The organism is Janthinobacterium sp. 78 (assembly GCF_003096775.1).
Taxonomy (GTDB): Bacteria; Pseudomonadota; Gammaproteobacteria; order Burkholderiales; family Burkholderiaceae_D; genus Janthinobacterium; species Janthinobacterium tructae.
Window position 1 is genome coordinate 5,243,192 of sequence record NZ_QENT01000001.1, and the last position, 16,826, is coordinate 5,260,017.

The following is a 16,826-nucleotide window of genomic DNA, read 5'->3' on the forward strand; positions in this document are numbered from 1 at the left end:
TTCGATTTTTTGGAGATTTATATGTTTTCAATTCCTGAGCAATTTTCGTCCGCTACCAAAACCAACCTGGAAGCCCAATTCGCCCTGTTCTCGTCGCTGACGAGCAAAGCCTTCGAAGGCATCGAAAAGATCGTCGAACTGAACCTGACCGCTGCCAAGGCAACGCTGGAAGAATCGACCGCCGCCGCCAAGCAATTGCTGTCGGCAAAAGATCCACAAGAATTCTTCTCGCTGAGCGCTGCTCAAGCCCAGCCTAGCGCCGAAAAAGCCATCGCTTACGGTCGTCACCTGGCTGCCATCACGTCGGGCACCCAAGCTGAATTCAGCAAAGCAGCTGAATCGCAAATCGCTGAAACCAACCGCAAAGTCCTGTCGCTGGTGGAAGAAGTCACCAAAAACGCGCCAGCCGGTTCGGAAAACGCTGTTGCCATGCTGAAAAGCGCCATCGGCAACGCCAATGCAGGCTACGAGCAGTTCTCGAAAACCAGCAAGCAAGCCGTCGAAGCCATCGAAGCGAACCTGACATCGGCCGTGAACCAGTTCACGCAAGCGGCTGAAAAAGTCGTGCCACGCACGGCTGCCAAGTAATTATTGCGCGACCGCTACGGCGGTCCGCTGTTATCGGCTCCTCCAGGCATCCATCCCGCACTTCTCCGACGGATGCTATTATGCCCCAGCCCAGCTGGGGCATTTTTTATGCCTGAGCACTTCCTGAACGCGCTTACTCCCCCAGATACGCCGCCTTCACGCGCGGGTCGTCGAGCATGGCGGCCGCATTACCGCCCATGGTGACCAGGCCGGAATCCATCACATAGCCGCGATGCGCCGCTTGCAGGGCCAGACGGGCATTCTGTTCGACCAACAAGATCGTGATGCCTTCGGACGACACCTTGCGGATCACCTCGAAGATTTTCTCGACCATGATGGGCGACAGGCCCATCGATGGCTCGTCGAGCAGCAGCAGCTTCGGATGACTCATCAGCGCGCGCGCCATGGCCAGCATCTGCTGCTCGCCGCCCGACAGGGTGCCGGCCATCTGCGCCGCCCGCTCTTTCAAGCGCGGAAACACGTCGAACCACTTGGCGATGTCATCCTCGACACCGGCCTTGTCCGTGCGCGTGTAAGCGCCCATCATGAGGTTTTCGCGGATCGACATGCGGGTAAACACGCCCCGCCCTTCCGGCACCATGGCCAGTTTCCTTTCCACCAGGTGAAACGACTTCGTGCCCTTGAGCGATTCGCCCAGGTAACTGATCGTGCCCTCGACCTTGCAGGCCGGCAGGGTGCCCGTGATGGCTTTCAAGGTCGTCGTCTTGCCGGCGCCGTTCGCGCCGATCAGGGCGATCAGCTCGCCTTCGTTGACTTCCAGGTCGATACCCTTGACGGCCTTGATGCCGCCGTAGGCCACGTGCAAGCCCGCCACTTTCAATACAGTCTTGTTCAAGCCATTGTTACTCATGCGTGCGATCCCCCCAGGTAAGCCTCGATGACGGCCGGGTTTTGTTGTATTTCGGCCGGCAAGCCTTCGGCGATGCGCTTGCCATATTCGAGCACCGTGATGCGGTCGCACAGTCCCATCATCAGTTTCACGTCGTGTTCGATCAACAGCACGGTCTTGCCTTCGGCCTTGATTTTCACCAGCAACTCGCGCAAGGCCAGCTTTTCCGTCGCATTCATGCCCGCCGCCGGCTCGTCGAGGGCCAGCAGCGTGGGATCGGTGGCCAGCGCGCGGGCAATTTCCAGGCGCCGCTGGTCGCCATACGACAAGAAGCGCGCCGTGCGGCTGGCGAACTGGGCGATGCCGACGAAATCGAGCAATTCCATGGCCCGCTTGCGGATGGATGCCTCTTCCTCGCGCGCCGCCTTGTGGCGGAAGATGGCGCCGAACACGCCCTGGTGCGAGCGCACATGGCGCCCCACCATGACGTTTTCCAGCGCCGTCATGTCGCCGAACAGGCGGATGTTCTGGAAGGTGCGGGCGATACCCGCCTTCGCCACCTTGTGCGGCGCGGACGGCGAATACGGCTTGCCGGCCAGCTCGAAGGTGCCCGTGTCGGGCTGGTACAGGCCCGTAATGACGTTAAAGAACGTGGTCTTGCCGGCGCCGTTCGGGCCGATCAAGCCATAGATTTGCCCTTGCCGGATGGTGATGCCCACGTCGGTGAGCGCCTGCAAGCCGCCGAAACGTTTATTTACGCCGGCGATATTGAGAATGATCTGTTCGCTCATGGTATTGCTTCCTTACGCGGACACGACGCCGGTGGATTTATTCGGCTGGTCGACATCGTGGTCGGGCCGGTCTTCGTGCTTCGGCGATGGCCACAGGCCGGCGGGACGGTTGAGCATGATCAACACCATGGCCAGGCCGTACAGCAACTGGCGCAGCACTTCCGCCTCGATCACCACGTGGCCGAACAGCGCCTGCTGAGCCGGCTCTACCACGTGGCGCAGTACTTCCGGTATCGACGCGAGGATCACGCCGCCGAGGATCACGCCGGGGATATGGCCGATGCCGCCCAGCACCACCATGGCCAGCACGGCGATCGATTCCGTCAGCGAAAACGATTCGGGCGAGACAAAGCCCTGGAACGAGGCAAACATGGCGCCGGCCACGCCGCCAAACGAGGCGCCCATGGAAAAGGCCAGCAATTTGACGTTGCGCGTATTGATGCCCATGGCTTTCGCGGCGATCTCGTCTTCGCGGATGGCGACCCAGGCGCGGCCCAGGCGCGAATGCTGCAGGCGTTTGGTGACGAACACGACGGCGATGCACAGGAACAGGAACAAAAAGTAATAGGCATTCACGGACGGCATGGAGAAACCGGCCACCACGACGGTGCTGTTGGTGCCCGCCTCGCCCGCCAGGTTGACGCCGAAGATGCGGATCGGGTCGATCAGATTGATGCCTTGCGGGCCGTTCGTGAAATTGATCGGGTCGTTCAAATTGTTCATGAAGATGCGGATGATCTCGCCAAAGCCCAGGGTCACGATGGCCAGATAGTCGCCGCGCAGCTTCAAGGTCGGCGCACCCAGCAAGGCGCCGCACAGGCCGGCAAAAAAGGCGGCCAGCGGCACGATGATCCAGATCGACAAATGGATGCCGTTTTCGCGGATTTCCGGCCCCATCAGCTGCACCAGGGTCTCGCCCAGCAGCGGATATTGATTTACCACCGATTCGAGCAGGATGGCGAACTGGGGCGAGGCCAGCAGGGCAGTCAGGTAAGCGCCCACGGCATAGAAGGCGATGTAGCCCAGGTCGAGCAGGCCGGCGAAGCCGACGACGATGTTCAAGCCCAGGGCCAGCATGATGTACAGCAAGGCCATGTCGATGATGCGCACCCACGAGTTGCCGAACTGCGCGGCAAAGAACGGGAACACCATCAGCAGCGCGGCCAGGCCCAGCATGCCGGCGTAGGCTTTGGTCGGATTTTTCTTAGCGTCAAAATCGAGTAGTGCCATGATTTAATCTCCCAGTTTCACATCAGGCACGGTCGGCCACTCTTTCGCCCATGATGCCGGACGGGCGCAAGGTCAGCACGATGATCAGCACGACGAAGGCAAAGATATCCTGGTAGTGGCTGCCCAGAAAGCCGCCCGTGATGTCGCCGATATAGCCGGCGCCCAGGCTCTCGATAATGCCCAGCAAGATACCGCCCAGCATGGCACCATAGATATTGCCGATGCCGCCCAGCACGGCCGCACAGAAGGCCTTCAAGCCGGGGATGGCGCCCATGGAAAATTGAATCGAGGCATAGTTGGCGCCCCACATCACGCCGGCCACGGCCGCCAGCGCGGCGCCGATGGCAAAGGTGGCCACGATGACCTTGTCGGAATCGACGCCCATGAGGCCCGCCACGCGGGGGTTTTCCGCCGTGGCGCGCATGGCGCGGCCCATTTTCGTCTTTTCCACAAGCAATACCAAGCCACCCATCGACAGCGCGGCCAGGGCCAGCAGCAGCACTTGCGTTTGCGAAATCACGGCACCGCCTATGTTGATGGGGTCGGTCGACAGCAATTGCGGGAAAGGCAAGGGATTGCGCGTCCAGATCATCATGGCGAAAGTTTGAAGCAGGATGGAGACGCCGATGGCGGTAATCAGGGGGGCGAGGCGGGGGGCGTTGCGCAGGCGGCGGTAGGCGACCCGCTCGATAATGATGTTGACCAGAATACAGATGGGGATGGCGCCGAGGATGGCGGTGGCCAGTTTCAGATAGCCGGGCCAGTCCGGCACATAAATGCCCAACAGCTTGAGGATGGTCAAGCCCACCATGGCGCCGATCATGAGCACGTCGCCGTGGGCGAAGTTGATCAGGTTCAAGACGCCGTACACCATTGTGTAACCGAGGGCGACTAAGGCATACATGCTGCCCAACACCAAGCCGTTAATGATCTGCTGGATGAATGTATCCATGATTGCCCTATCAAATATGCATTTTTCGGGAACAACTTCCGCCAGAATAGGTCGCTGATACAAAAACGGCACCGGAGGAAGAAATCCTGCAGTGCCATCCTTGGACCGTTCTCACCAGCATGGTGCACGCACTTAAAACGGGCGTGACCTTGCTTAGTCATAACGACAACATATTCAAGCTTGAAGCAATCATAACGATCTTTTGCAAAAACTAAGCTTGGAATAAATCGATCATTTCCGAATTAAATTCGGTTTTGAGGCAACTCCTCATCGATACTTAACCGTCCTGCAGACTCAGGCCACGTCGCGCTTGAGGCCATCGAGGCCTTTCGGCATCGGAAAGGTGACGGCTTCCTGCACGCCGTCGAGGGGGCGCACGCTCTTCACGCCACACTCTTTCAAGCGGTCGATGACGGCTTGCACCAGCACCTCGGGCGCCGAGGCGCCAGCGGTCACACCCACGCGTAGCTTGCCTTCCAGCCAGGCGGGATCGATCTGCGAGGCATTGTCGACCATGTAGGCTGGCGTGCCCATCTTCTCGGCCACTTCGCGCAAGCGGTTCGAATTCGAGCTGTTCGGGCTGCCCACGACGATCACCACTTCCACTTGCGGCGCCATGAATTTCACGGCTTCCTGGCGGTTCGTGGTGGCGTAGCAGATGTCGCCTTTTTTCGGCTCGGCGATGTTCGGATATTTCAGCTTCAAGGCCTCGATAATGTCGCGAGTGTCGTCAACTGACAACGTTGTTTGCGACACATAGGCCAGGCTCTCCGGATTGGCGACCTGCAATGCCGCCACATCTTCGAGCGTTTCCACCAGATGCATGCCCATGTCGGCCTGCCCCATCGTGCCTTCCACCTCGGGATGGCCATCGTGGCCGATCATGATGATCTCGCGGCCTTCGCGGCGCATCTTGCCCACTTCCATGTGCACCTTGGTGACCAGCGGGCAAGTGGCGTCAAAAATGCTCAGGCCGCGCGATTCCGCCTCGGCGCGCACGGCTTTCGACACGCCATGGGCGGAAAACACGAGCGTATTGCCAGCAGGCACGTCATCGAGGTCATCGATGAAGATCGCGCCCTTGTTGCGCAAGTCGGCCACCACATAGGCGTTGTGGACGATTTCATGGCGCACGTAGATCGGTGCACCAAATTGCTGCAAGGCGCGTTCGACGATTTCGATCGCCCGGTCGACGCCCGCGCAGAAACCGCGGGGCTGGGCCAGTAACAGTTCTTTATCCATCGCTATTCCTTCACAGCACCGAAATGAGCTTGACTTCAAAGCGCAGCGGCTGGCCGGCCAGCGGATGATTGAAGTCGAACAGGGCCGAGTCCTCGCGCATTTCGCGCAGCACGCCGGCAAAGCGGCCACCGCCCGGCGCGGCGAAATCGACCAAGTCGCCTATCTTGTAGTCGGCGCCCGGCACCGAGTTCTCGTCCAGGGTCGCGCGCGAGACGGACTGCACCAGCTCGGGATTGCGCTCGCCAAAGCCTTCGCCGGCGGCCAGCTCGAACGTCTGGTGCGTGCCTTCAGGCAAGCCCAGCAACCGCTGCTCGAGGAATGGCGCCAGCTGGCCCTGTCCCAGCATCAAGGTAGCAGGATTTCCGCTAAAGGTAGTGACAATATCAGTACCGTCAACAGTAGCAAGACGATAATGCAGGGTGAGGTAAGCCGCTTCGGTGACGACTGCTGGTTGCTCGTTGGACATAGTGAGTTTTCAAGTAGCTGATGCAAAACGATATTGTAAGCCACACTGGCCGCGCCTGCCCCATGGCTTCGTCAAAGAAGACCACACTGGGGCGCGCGCCGGTGACAAACAGGAGAACAGCATGGGCATCAAGGACTGGCCGGCCAGCGAACGGCCACGCGAACGCCTGATCGAGGATGGCGCACACTCGCTGTCGGATGCGGAATTGCTGGCCGTGTTCCTGCGCACTGGCGTGCGCGGCAAGAGTGCCGTGGAGCTGGCACGTGACACGGTCGAGCATTTCGGCTCCCTGCGGGGCCTGTTTGGTGCCAGCCTCGTGAGTTTTTCCGCTGTGCATGGCATGGGCAGCGCCAAGTTTGCCCAGCTGCAAGCAGTCATGGAACTGGCGCGGCGCGCCATCATCGAGGATTTGCAGGCGGGCCAAGCCCTCAATTCGCCGCACGCCGTCAAAGACTATTTACGCCTGACCCTGGGCAACCTGGCGCACGAAGCGTTTCATGTGTTGTTTTTGGACGTCAAGAACCGCCTGATCACGACCCGGGAAATGTTTCGCGGCACCCTCACCCACACCAGCGTGTATCCGCGCGAAGTGGTGAAACAAGCGCTGCTGCACAACGCGGCCAGCGTGATGCTGGCGCATAACCACCCATCCGGCACGCCGGAACCGAGCGAATCGGATTTATTGCTCACGCGCGCGCTGGTGCAAGCCTTGTCGCTGGTGGACGTGCGCATCCTCGACCATTTCGTCGTGGCCGGTCGGCAAGTACATTCGTTTGCCGAGCACGGCCAGATCTAGGCCGGCACCGCCCTGATCACAGTTAACCATGTGTAAACAAGGACATACGTGACAGCAGCGGGACGCTTATCTAACAGTAAACAGTTCTGTTTACCAGTGCTTTCCCCTATGAAGAAGGGTAAAAGTCTAATTGTTAAATTATTTCAATACAACATGACACAATTGTTTTTCGCAAGTCATTGATAAATCTGCTTATTTTGGATATACTCTCGTTTTTCCAATTTGGAATATCTTTAAGGAGTGCGCCATGGCACGTGTTTGCCAAGTCACTGGGAAGAAGCCGATGGTCGGCAACAATGTTTCCCATGCAAACAACAAAACCAAACGTCGTTTTTTGCCTAACTTGCAGAATCGTCGTATTTTTGTTGAATCTGAAAACCGCTGGGTCTCCCTGCGTTTGTCCAACGCCGGTCTGCGCGTCATCGATAAAGTCGGCATCGACGCCGTATTGGTCGATATGCGCGCTCGTGGCGAAAAAGTCTAATTAGCAGAATAAGGGAGCTATCATGGCAAAATCAGGCCGCGACAAAATCAAGTTAGAATCGACCGCCGGTACGGGTCACTTCTACACGACTACCAAAAACAAGCGTACGACGCCTGCGAAAATGGAGATCATGAAATTTGATCCTAAAGCACGCAAGCACGTAACGTACAAAGAAACCAAAATCAAGTAATTGATCTTGTGTTCTGTAAAAAGAGCCGCTCCGATGAGCGGTTTTTTTTTCGTCCTTATTTTGACGCCGCCCTCCCCCTTTGCCAGGACGAAAAAAAGGCCCTGGAATCCAGGGCCTTGATATGGCGCAACAGGCTAATCAGGCATAGCTGCGCAGGCGCAACGAGAAATCTTGCAGCGACTGGATGCCCGACGCTTCGGCGCGCGTGCACCAGTCTTGCAGCTTTTGCAGCAACTGCTCGCGCGTAAAGTGCGAACGCTCCCAGATGGCGCCCAGTTCCACGCGCATGTGGTGCATGGTTTCCAGCGCCTTGCTGTGCTGGAACAATTCAGACAGCTGCTCATGGTGCGCCTCGGCCAGCTTGCCCGGCTCGCGCTGCATCAGCTTGCGCGACGATTTCAGGAAACGCTTTTCCAGCTCGGCCTTGTGCTTCAGGTGTTCCAGCTCTTCCTTCCAGGCATGCTTGATCGATTTCGCGTACTTGGCCATCACGTCGTAGCGGTTGGCGATGACCGACTGCAAGGTCTCGAAGTCCGCTTCCAGCTTGCCGTGCGAGAACTTCGGTTCCGGCGCCAGCTTTTTCACCTTGGCCAGGCCCAGCATTTCCAGCGCGCGGATATACGCCCAGCCGATATCGATTTCATACCATTTCGACGACAGCTTGGCCGACGTCGCATATGTATGGTGATTGTTATGCAACTCTTCGCCGCCGATCAGGATGCCGAAGGGAATGATGTTGGTGGCCGCATCGGCACAATCGTAGTTGCGGTAACCCCAGTAGTGGCCGATGCCGTTGATGATGCCGGCCGCCGTGATGGGGATCCACATCATTTGTACGGCCCACACGGAAATGCCGATCACGCCGAACAACACGAAATTGATGACGAACAGCGACACCACGCCCAGCCAGCTGTACTTGGTGTACAGGTTGCGCTCGATCCAGTCCGTCGGCGTGCCGTGGCCGTACTTGGCCATGGTTTCCATGTTCTTCGATTCAGCGCGGTACAGCTCGGCGCCTTCCCAGAACACTTTCTTGATGCCGCGCGTCACGGGGCTGTGCGGATCTTCTTCCGTATCGCACTTGGCATGGTGCTTGCGGTGGATGGCCGCCCACTCTTTGGTTACCTGGCCCGTCGTCAGCCACAGCCAGAAACGGAAGAAATGGCTGGGGATGGCGTGCAATTCCAGCGCCCGGTGGGCCTGGTGGCGGTGCAGATAAATCGTGACGCTGGCGATCGTGATATGCGTGACCACCATGGTGTACAGGAAAACTTGCCATGCGGACAGATCGGTAATGCCAGTGGCCATGAACTGCAAAACGTCGTGTAAAACGGAACTCAATGTCATTACTGCTACTCCAAGTGGACAGGGCATGCGCACGGTCGCTCCAGTGACTCTGGAGGTCCGGCAGAGTTAATTTTAGGCGTGATTGTACGCCCTAATGGGTGCGATCAGGCAAAATCGGAGGCAGGCAGCGAGGTTAAGGCTGGGTGCCGGATGGCGCGGACTCACCCTCTGCCGCGCCCACGAGCGGGGCAGGAGGCGTACCAACAATACGCAATTCGCGTTGCGGAAACGGTACAGTGACCTTATGTTCCTGCAAGGTGCGCCAGATGGCGCGGTTCACATTCGACTTCACGCCGCCGGTGCCGTTTTCCGGGTCCGCGATCCAGAAGCCGATCTGCACATCGAGGCCGTCGGCACCGAAACGCACGAGGGTCGCCGATGGTGGATTGCTTTGCGACACACGCGGCACCTTGGCCGTCGCCGCTTCCAGCAAGGGGAAGATGACATCGATATCCGTTTCATAGCCCACCGACACGGCCGTCGACAGCCACACCATGCGGTTGCTCAGCGACATATTCTGCACGCCGCCGGAAATCAGCATCTCATTCGGCACGATGGATTCAACGCCATCGCCACCCAGTAACACAGTATAGCGCGTATTGATCTGCGTCACCTTGCCCGTAAATTGACCCACCGTGATCATGTCGCCGATGGTCAGGCTGCGGTCGAGCAGGATGATGAAACCGGAAACGAAGTTCGCGGCGATCTTTTGCAAGCCGAAGCCCAGCGCCACGCCGAAAGCGCCGCCAAACACGGACAGCACCGTCAGGTCGATGCCCACCAGCGACAGGCTGACCAGCACGGAAACAAGGATCAGCACGGCGCGCCCCATGCGCGACAGCACCACGCGCAAGGAGGTGTGCAAGCCCTGCATTTTCATCAGGCGCTCGTCGAGCGAAGTGCCGGCCCACATCGCCAGCACCAGCAGCACGGCCACGGAAATAGCGGCTTGCAAGATGGCAGCCACCGATACTTTATTGCGGCCCAGCGGAACGACGATGCCTTCCAGGAAGGTATGCAATTCCGGCCACAGGCCCGTGATATACAGGGCCATGCCCGCCCACACCACCACCGTAAAGATCTTTTCCAGCAACAACATGGTGGGGCTGATATCGCCATGGCGGGCAAAAATGCGGCGCAACACATAAAAACCGAAGCGCACCAGCGCCATCGAGGTACACAGGGGAATGGCGATACTGAGCAGATTCACCGATTGGAACTTGGCCAGGAAATGCTGCGCAATGCCCAGCAACATGGCCGCCAGCACGGGCGTCAGGATGCGGATGAAACTGTCCGTGCGCTGCAAGGTTTCCGGCGTGGCCGGGACAGCCGCCGCTTCCGCCCGCTGGTGCAGGAATGCGCGCAACTGCCGCACCAGCAACCAGCTCAGTGCCAGGCAAGCGACGATGACCAATGCCTGCCACAGGATGGCCGGTTGACGGAAATCGTCGACAAAGTCAGTGATCAGGTTGAGCAGCGGGGTTTGGTTCATGGCGGATGGTCTGGAAGATGGTGCAGGGAAATAACCGGGCGGGGCGCCCACAGCCTGCGCCAGACTGGCTGGCGCAAGTGCATGGCCACCGCTGCGATGCTGCAGCGGCGGCCCGTGACCAACTTATTCGGCTGGTTCAGCGTCAGCGTCGTCGGCCGGTTTTTCATCGGCGTAGACTTTTTTCGGCATGACCTTGCGCTCGAACACGGCGGCGAAGAAGCCGTCGGTATGGTGCAAATGCGGCAGCAATTTCAGGTAGTCGCCCATGTCCAGCTCGATCTTCTGTTCGGCCAGCACCTTGCTCATCGGCACCAGGGTGAAGTCGGGATGGGCCGCCAGGAATTGCTCGGCGATAAAATCGTTTTCTTCGTTCAGGAAACTGCAGGTGGCGTACACCAGGCGGCCGCCGCCCTTGACCAGGCGCGCCGCGCCGGCCAGGATGGCTGCCTGCTTGGCTTGCAGTTCGACGATCGAGTTCGGCTGCTGGCGCCATTTCACGTCCGGATTGCGGCGCAGGGTACCCAGGCCGCTGCACGGGGCATCGACCAGCACGCGGTCGATCTTGCCGGCCAGGCGCTTGATCTTGGCATCGCGCTCATGTGCGATCTGCACCGGATGCACGTTCGACAGGCCGCTGCGGGCCATGCGTGGCTTCAGCTTGGCCAAACGCTTTTCCGACACATCGAACGCATACAAACGGCCCGTGTTGCGCATCAGCGCGCCCAGTGCGAGCGTTTTGCCGCCCGCGCCGGCACAGAAATCGACCACCATCTCGCCGCGCTTGGCGCCGACGATTTGCGACAGGATCTGGCTGCCTTCATCTTGCACTTCGATGGCGCCGCTCTGGAACAACGGCATGTTTTGCAGCGAAGGCTTCTTGATCACACGCAGCCCCAGCGGCGCGTAAGGCGTCGGGGTGCTGAGGATAGGCGCTTCGGCCAGGGCCAGCATCACGTCTTCACGCGTGGCTTTGAGCGAGTTGACGCGCAAGTCCAGCGGCGCCGGTGCGTTCAGCGCATCGGCCAGCTTCATGGTTTCCGCTTCGCCGAACTGGGCGATCAGCTTGTCGAACAGCCAGGTCGGCATGTTGGCGCGCATGTTCGACGGCATCAGGCTGCGGTCGATCTGCGTGATGCGTTCCAGCCATTCGACTTCTTCTTCCGTCAGGCCACCCAGGGAGTCGGCACCGACGGCTTCGGCCAGGCCGAGGATGGTCAAACGGCGCATGGTCGGGCCACTGCCCGCTTCGGCGAAATCGGTAAAGAACGACTTGTTGCGCAGCACGGCATAAATGCCTTCGGCGATGGCGCCGCGTTCGCGCGAACCGAGGCGCGGATGGTCGCGGAAATAGCGCGACAGGGTGGTGTCGGCCGGGGCCGTGAAACGTAAAATTTCGCGCAATACTTCTTCAGCATTGGCAAGTATCGCTGGTGGCAATCTCATTGTTATTCTTCCTGTAATATTTTATTGAGGGTCCACGCGGACCTGGCCATGCTCGACTGACAGTTTATCGTCAATGAACAGGCGGATGGCGCGCGGGTAAAGCAGATGTTCCTGTACCAGCACGCGCGCCGATAAGCTGTCTTCTGTGTCGCCTGGCAAGACTGGCACCACCGCACTCGCCACGGCCGGGCCATGATCGAGCTCGGCAGTCACGAAATGCACGGTCGCGCCGTGTTCCGTCACACCCGCCTCGAGCGCCTGGCGGTGCGTCGCCATGCCCGGGAACAGCGGCAGCAGCGACGGGTGGATATTGAGCATGCGCCCCGCGTAATGCTCGACGAAGGGCGGCGTCAGGATGCGCATGAAACCGGCCAGCACGACCAGGTCGGGGGCGAAGCCGTCGATCACGGCTTGCAGCGCCGCATCAAACTGCTCGCGGCTGGCATAATCCTTGTTGGCAACGACTGCCGTCGCTATCCCATGTTCCGCGGCAAAAACCAGTCCCTGGGCGTCGGCCCGGTTACTGATGACGGCGGCAATCCGGGCTGGCCATTGCTCGGCTTGCGCCGCGCGTACGACCGCCTCCATGTTGCTGCCGCGTCCGGAAATGAGGATAACGATATTTTTCATAGCGCGCATTGTACCCGCTATGGCGATGCGAATCTAGAAAGGCCGGTATTATTGTTGCGGCGCAACATAAGCACCGGCGCGCCGCAGCCGCCCGGCGATGCTGACTGCCATCTGCACGGGAGGCCGGCTTCAGGGCATCGCGGCAAGAGTAAGTATTTACTCGAACGAATAGAAGACGCGGAACGGCACTTTCTTCTCGGCCCAGTAGTCGGCCGCGTCGCGGAACACGTCGAGCAGGATCTCGCGCGCTTCCTTGTCGAATTTTTGCGTATTTGGCAATTGCTCAAGCACCACCAGGAAGCCCGTTTGCGTGCCGGCCTTGTGCATGGTATCCGTCAGGCACAGGCGCAGGGCATCGAAATTCTTGGCCAGGTTTTTAGGAAACAGGAATGCTTCTGCAATAATGCCGATGACTTGTTGTTTGGTCTGTCCAGCGTTGCAATGCGCATATAAAAAGTGCTGCCCGAGACGGATCGCCTCGTCTTGTAACTCGGTCACGCGAAAGGCACGGATGGACTGGACAAGGTTGGGCGGCACGGTTAGTAACAAACTCATTTTTCCCTCAAATCGACCTGTTATGTATGGATTTTTTCTAGCTGCTCTTCTTATTGCATCCCCGCACGCGGGTCAATGCGCACGCGGTGATTCGATCTGTATCAACTTTTATGCGATTCAGTGCGATTTTATATAAGCCATACGCGTATTAGGGTAACGTGTTGTCCTGTATGAATCAACCCGAATATGATGTCAAACGCAAGATTTGTTACAAACCGCTGGTTTCAAGTCACTTCAACATCTTGTATCGATTGAAAGTGCATGTTACAGACTGTGGGGCAAGGGGCTTGGGCTGTTACATTTTGTTGCCATGCGAAACACTTGCCTCGGGCTGGCGGGATTACTATAGTCCCAAGTTGTAAAAAAAACCTGAAAGATTCTCTACATAATGAGGTTAGAAATGAACTTGCAAGCCAAATTGATGATGTCAGCCCTTTGTATCGGTGCATTGCCACTCGCCCAAGCCGCCGACTTTGAAGATTTCGGCAAAGTCGTGCGCGTCGTGCCGCAAGTGGAACAGATCAATCGTCCACGCCAGGAATGCCGTACGGAATACGTGCAAGTGCAAGCGCCGCCGCAACAGCGCAGCGCTGGCGGCTCCATCGTCGGCGGTATCGCCGGCGCCCTGCTCGGTAGCCAGGTCGGTGGCGGCAATGGCCGCACGGCCGCCGCTGCTGCCGGCGCGATTGCCGGTGCCGTCGTCGGCGACCGTGTCGACAACCAGAACAATTACCAGGGCGGCATGCAGGAACAAGCCGTCAAGCAATGCCGCCAGGTCGACCACTGGGAATCGCGCAACAATGGCTACCAGGTCACCTACGACTATCGCGGCCGCAACTACACGAGCATCATGTCCTACGATCCGGGCGAACGCATCCGTCTGCGCGTATCCATCGAGCCAGCTCAACAGTAACGCCTGACATAAGCTGCTGCGCGTCGGCATAGGCGGCCTGCGATGCTCACCGTACTAGAGTACGGTTGCGCTTCTCGGCCACCTCTGCCTTCCGCTCGCGACGCTTCTGTCAGGCGTTGTTACTCATTATTAAAATGCCGATTCCTAAGGGTCGGCATTTTTTATGGCACGTTATAATGCGGCACACTTTCAGGCCGCCTTATGCTTATCAAACGAAAATCCATCGAACAAGTCGAATCCTCGCGCCCCGCGCGCAAGCCCCGCTATGCTCCAGTCACCCTGTCGGAAATGGATGGCGTGCGCTATCTGCATTTCGGCACGGAATGGGTGCAGGGCGCCATGCGCATCCGCAAACCGGACTGGCCGGAACTCGAATACGCGCAGCAGATGATGGCGTGGATGCTGTGGATCGAGCAGCCGCAGCGCCTCGCCCAGTTGGGCCTGGGCACGGGCGCGCTGACCAAGTTCTGCTATCGCCAGTTCCCGCAGGCGCAAGTCGAAGCCATCGAACTGAACCCGTCCGTCATCACCATCTGCGCCTCGATGTTCAAGCTGCCGCCCAACGATGAGCGCCTGCACGTGCGCGAGATGGATGCGCTCGATTACGTCAACGATGACGCCAACCACGGCACCCTGGACGCCCTGCAGGTGGATCTGTATGACGCCACGGCACGCGGCCCCGTGCTCGACAGCGCGGATTTTTATACCGCCTGCTGCGCCTGCTTGGCACCGCACGGCATCATGACGGTCAACCTGTTCGGCGACCACCCCAGCTACGCGAAGAACATCAAGGCGATGAAGTTTGCGTTTGCACAGGTGATCTGCCTGCCGGAAGTCCATGATGGGAATGTGGTGGCGATCGCGTTCAAGACGAAAGTGGCGCTCGATGCCGAAGCGCAAGCGGCTCTGCTGGAACGCGCCAAGCAGATCGTCGCCGAGACCAAGCTGCCCGCCAAGACCTGGGTCAAGGGCATCGTCAGCACCCTGTAAGCGCCGGCACACCCACGCAAGGCCGGCAGCCCTGAAAGGCACCGGCCATGCCCGCTTCCCCTCCTCCCTCCCCTATTTCACCCAACACGCCGCTGCAACTGCCGCAACTGCTGGCCTGGTTGCAGGAAGACGGCTTGCTCGATGCGGCGCAAGCGGCGGCCATCGTCGCCCAGGCCACCCTGCTGCCGGCGCCCCCCTTGCATCCGCTATGCAGCATCGCCCATGGCGCACTCACGCTCGACACCCTGTGTGCCTGGCTGGCGCAACGCTCGGGCTTGCCGTATGTGCGCATCGATCCCTTGCACATCGATTTCAGCCAGGTGGCCGACGTCATGACGGCCAGCTATGCGGCCCGCTTCAACATCCTGCCCGTGGACAGCACGCTTGAGCGCATCGTCATCGCCACGGCCCAGCCCTACGCGCTCGCTTGGCAGGCGCAACTGGGAACGCTGGCGCCACGCAAGCTGAGCCTGGTCATCGCCAATCCGCTGCACATCGCCGACGCCATCGCGCAATTTTTCAGCCTGGCCACTTCCGTCAAGGTGGCAAAACTGGCGTCCACGCAAGACATGGCGCTGCGCCAGAATGTCGAGCAGCTGGTGGAGCTGGGGCGCAACAAGACCAGCCTCGACGCCAACGACCAGCACGTGGTGCGCATCGTCGACTGGCTGTGGCAATACGCGTTTGCCCAGCGCGCCTCCGACATCCATCTGGAACCGAAGCGCGATGCGGGCCTCGTGCGCCTGCGCATCGATGGCCGCCTGCACCAGGCGTATCAATTACCGCCCGTGGTCTTGCTGGCCATGACGGCGCGCATCAAGTTGCTCGGGCGCATGGACGTGGTGGAAAAGCGCCGCCCCCAGGATGGCCGCATCAAGACGCGCAATGCGCAGGGCCAGGAAATCGAGCTGCGCCTGTCGACCTTGCCCACGGCCTTTGGCGAAAAGCTCGTCATGCGCATCTTCGACCCGGAAGTGGCCGTCAAAAGCCTGTTTGAGCTGGGCTTTCCGCCCGCGGACGCCGAACGCTGGCGCCAGCTGACGGCGCGTACGCACGGCATCGTGCTGGTGACGGGCCCCACCGGCTCGGGCAAGACCAGCACCCTGTACAGCACCCTGAAGGCGCTGGCCAGCAGCGAAGTCAATGTCTGCACGGTGGAAGACCCCATTGAAATGGTCGAGCCGGCCTTCAACCAGATGCAGGTGCAAACCCAGGCCGGCATCGAACTGTCGTTTGCCGATGGCGTACGGGCACTGATGCGGCAAGATCCCGATATCATCATGGTGGGAGAGATCCGCGACCTGGCCACGGCCGAGATGGCCATGCAGGCGGCGCTGACGGGCCACTTGGTGCTGTCGACCCTGCACACCAACGACGCGCCCTCGGCCGTCATGCGCCTGCTGGAACTGGGCTTGCCCGCCTATCTGTTGGAAGCGTGCCTGGCTGGCGTGCTGGCGCAGCGCCTGCTGCGCTGCCTGTGTCCGGACTGTAAACAGCCGGGCGCCGCCCCGGACGCCGCCGCATGGCAGCGCCTGACGGGCAGCCAGCTGGAACGGCCACAGGCCATGTACCGCCCCGTTGGCTGCGCCCTGTGCCGGCACAGCGGCTACCTGGGGCGTGCCGGCATTTATGAACTGCTGAGCGTGACGGAAACCTTCGGCCAGCTGATCAAGGCGGGCGCCGACCTGCACGCGCTGCGCCGCCAAAGCCTGCTCGACGGCATGACGCCGCTGCGCATCGCCGGTGCGCGCAAAATCATCGATGGCACGACCAGCATCGACGAAGTGCAAAAGCTCACGGCAGCCCTGCCTTAGCTGGCCTGCATTTTCTCGCAGGAATGCTTTGCATTCTTTTTCAACTGATATAT

The 16,826-nt window shown here is 59.7% G+C and carries 18 protein-coding genes; 7 read left to right on the top strand and 11 right to left on the bottom strand.

The genetic code is table 11. The features are described from left to right. Positions 1 to 21 precede the first annotated feature (21 nt). Entirely contained in the window at positions 22 to 588 is a 567-nt protein-coding gene (locus C8C92_RS23115) for a phasin family protein (RefSeq protein WP_071075781.1), read from the top strand. Between the two features lie 133 nt (positions 589 to 721). Here the strand turns inward: C8C92_RS23115 and C8C92_RS23120 are convergent, their stop codons facing one another. From C8C92_RS23120 to C8C92_RS23145, 6 genes are all read right to left on the bottom strand, one after another. Continuing rightward, positions 722 to 1,444 carry an ABC transporter ATP-binding protein gene (locus C8C92_RS23120; RefSeq protein ID WP_071075780.1) on the bottom strand — a complete coding sequence of 241 codons (723 nt, stop codon included), beginning with the start codon at positions 1,442 to 1,444 and terminating at the stop codon, positions 722 to 724. A gap of 11 nt (positions 1,445 to 1,455) precedes the next feature. Further along, positions 1,456 to 2,229 carry an ABC transporter ATP-binding protein gene (locus tag C8C92_RS23125; protein ID WP_034785170.1) on the bottom strand — a complete coding sequence of 258 codons (774 nt, stop codon included), beginning with the start codon at positions 2,227 to 2,229 and terminating at the stop codon, positions 1,456 to 1,458. Positions 2,230 to 2,241: 12 nt separating this feature from the next. Then, a complete protein-coding gene (locus C8C92_RS23130; RefSeq protein WP_116745342.1) occupies positions 2,242 to 3,459 on the bottom strand; it encodes an ABC transporter ATP-binding protein in 1,218 nt (405 codons plus the stop codon). 22 nt (positions 3,460 to 3,481) lie between these two features. Then, positions 3,482 to 4,411 carry a branched-chain amino acid ABC transporter permease gene (locus C8C92_RS23135; RefSeq protein WP_034785168.1) on the bottom strand — a complete coding sequence of 310 codons (930 nt, stop codon included), beginning with the start codon at positions 4,409 to 4,411 and terminating at the stop codon, positions 3,482 to 3,484. Between the two features lie 294 nt (positions 4,412 to 4,705). Beyond that, complete coding sequence (gene ispH / locus C8C92_RS23140; RefSeq protein WP_099762421.1) at positions 4,706 to 5,653, bottom strand: 4-hydroxy-3-methylbut-2-enyl diphosphate reductase; 948 nt, start codon at positions 5,651 to 5,653, stop codon at positions 4,706 to 4,708. A 10-nt stretch (positions 5,654 to 5,663) separates the two neighbouring features. Continuing rightward, entirely contained in the window at positions 5,664 to 6,119 is a 456-nt protein-coding gene (locus C8C92_RS23145) for an FKBP-type peptidyl-prolyl cis-trans isomerase (protein WP_070224501.1), read from the bottom strand. Positions 6,120 to 6,240: 121 nt separating this feature from the next. On the opposite strand from C8C92_RS23145, the gene radC reads away from it, so the two are divergent. From radC to rpmG, 3 genes are all read left to right on the top strand, one after another. Next, positions 6,241 to 6,915, top strand: a complete 675-nt coding sequence (gene radC / locus C8C92_RS23150; RefSeq protein ID WP_099762420.1) for a DNA repair protein RadC — start codon at positions 6,241 to 6,243, stop codon at positions 6,913 to 6,915. A gap of 247 nt (positions 6,916 to 7,162) precedes the next feature. Further along, positions 7,163 to 7,399 carry a 50S ribosomal protein L28 gene (gene rpmB / locus C8C92_RS23155; protein WP_010400928.1) on the top strand — a complete coding sequence of 79 codons (237 nt, stop codon included), beginning with the start codon at positions 7,163 to 7,165 and terminating at the stop codon, positions 7,397 to 7,399. Between the two features lie 22 nt (positions 7,400 to 7,421). Further along, positions 7,422 to 7,589: a 50S ribosomal protein L33 gene (rpmG, locus tag C8C92_RS23160; protein WP_010400929.1), complete on the top strand. Its 168-nt coding sequence runs from the start codon at positions 7,422 to 7,424 to the stop codon at positions 7,587 to 7,589. A gap of 138 nt (positions 7,590 to 7,727) precedes the next feature. Here rpmG and C8C92_RS23165 read toward each other — a convergent pair whose 3' ends face one another. From C8C92_RS23165 to C8C92_RS23185, 5 genes are all read right to left on the bottom strand, one after another. Next, positions 7,728 to 8,936 carry a fatty acid desaturase gene (locus C8C92_RS23165; protein WP_071075775.1) on the bottom strand — a complete coding sequence of 403 codons (1,209 nt, stop codon included), beginning with the start codon at positions 8,934 to 8,936 and terminating at the stop codon, positions 7,728 to 7,730. A gap of 133 nt (positions 8,937 to 9,069) precedes the next feature. Beyond that, the gene (locus tag C8C92_RS23170) at positions 9,070 to 10,428 is read right to left on the bottom strand and encodes a mechanosensitive ion channel domain-containing protein (RefSeq protein WP_099762418.1); all 1,359 of its coding nucleotides are present in this window, start codon (positions 10,426 to 10,428) and stop codon (positions 9,070 to 9,072) included. 123 nt (positions 10,429 to 10,551) lie between these two features. Next, positions 10,552 to 11,871, bottom strand: a complete 1,320-nt coding sequence (locus tag C8C92_RS23175) for an RsmB/NOP family class I SAM-dependent RNA methyltransferase (protein ID WP_099762417.1) — start codon at positions 11,869 to 11,871, stop codon at positions 10,552 to 10,554. Between the two features lie 21 nt (positions 11,872 to 11,892). Further along, positions 11,893 to 12,501, bottom strand: coding sequence for a phosphoribosylglycinamide formyltransferase (gene purN, locus C8C92_RS23180; protein ID WP_099666788.1), 609 nt, complete (start codon positions 12,499 to 12,501; stop codon positions 11,893 to 11,895). A gap of 156 nt (positions 12,502 to 12,657) precedes the next feature. Then, positions 12,658 to 13,056, bottom strand: coding sequence for a barstar family protein (locus tag C8C92_RS23185; protein ID WP_071075771.1), 399 nt, complete (start codon positions 13,054 to 13,056; stop codon positions 12,658 to 12,660). Positions 13,057 to 13,456: 400 nt separating this feature from the next. On the opposite strand from C8C92_RS23185, the gene C8C92_RS23190 reads away from it, so the two are divergent. The 3 genes from C8C92_RS23190 to C8C92_RS23200 all read left to right on the top strand — a co-directional run bounded on the left by C8C92_RS23190 (position 13,457) and on the right by C8C92_RS23200 (position 16,773). Next, entirely contained in the window at positions 13,457 to 13,969 is a 513-nt protein-coding gene (locus C8C92_RS23190; RefSeq protein ID WP_034785134.1) for a glycine zipper 2TM domain-containing protein, read from the top strand. A 201-nt stretch (positions 13,970 to 14,170) separates the two neighbouring features. Continuing rightward, positions 14,171 to 14,959, top strand: a complete 789-nt coding sequence (locus C8C92_RS23195; protein ID WP_071075769.1) for a spermidine synthase — start codon at positions 14,171 to 14,173, stop codon at positions 14,957 to 14,959. A 47-nt stretch (positions 14,960 to 15,006) separates the two neighbouring features. After that, complete coding sequence (locus C8C92_RS23200) at positions 15,007 to 16,773, top strand: GspE/PulE family protein (protein ID WP_116745343.1); 1,767 nt, start codon at positions 15,007 to 15,009, stop codon at positions 16,771 to 16,773. The last annotated feature ends 53 nt before the right edge of the window (positions 16,774 to 16,826 follow it).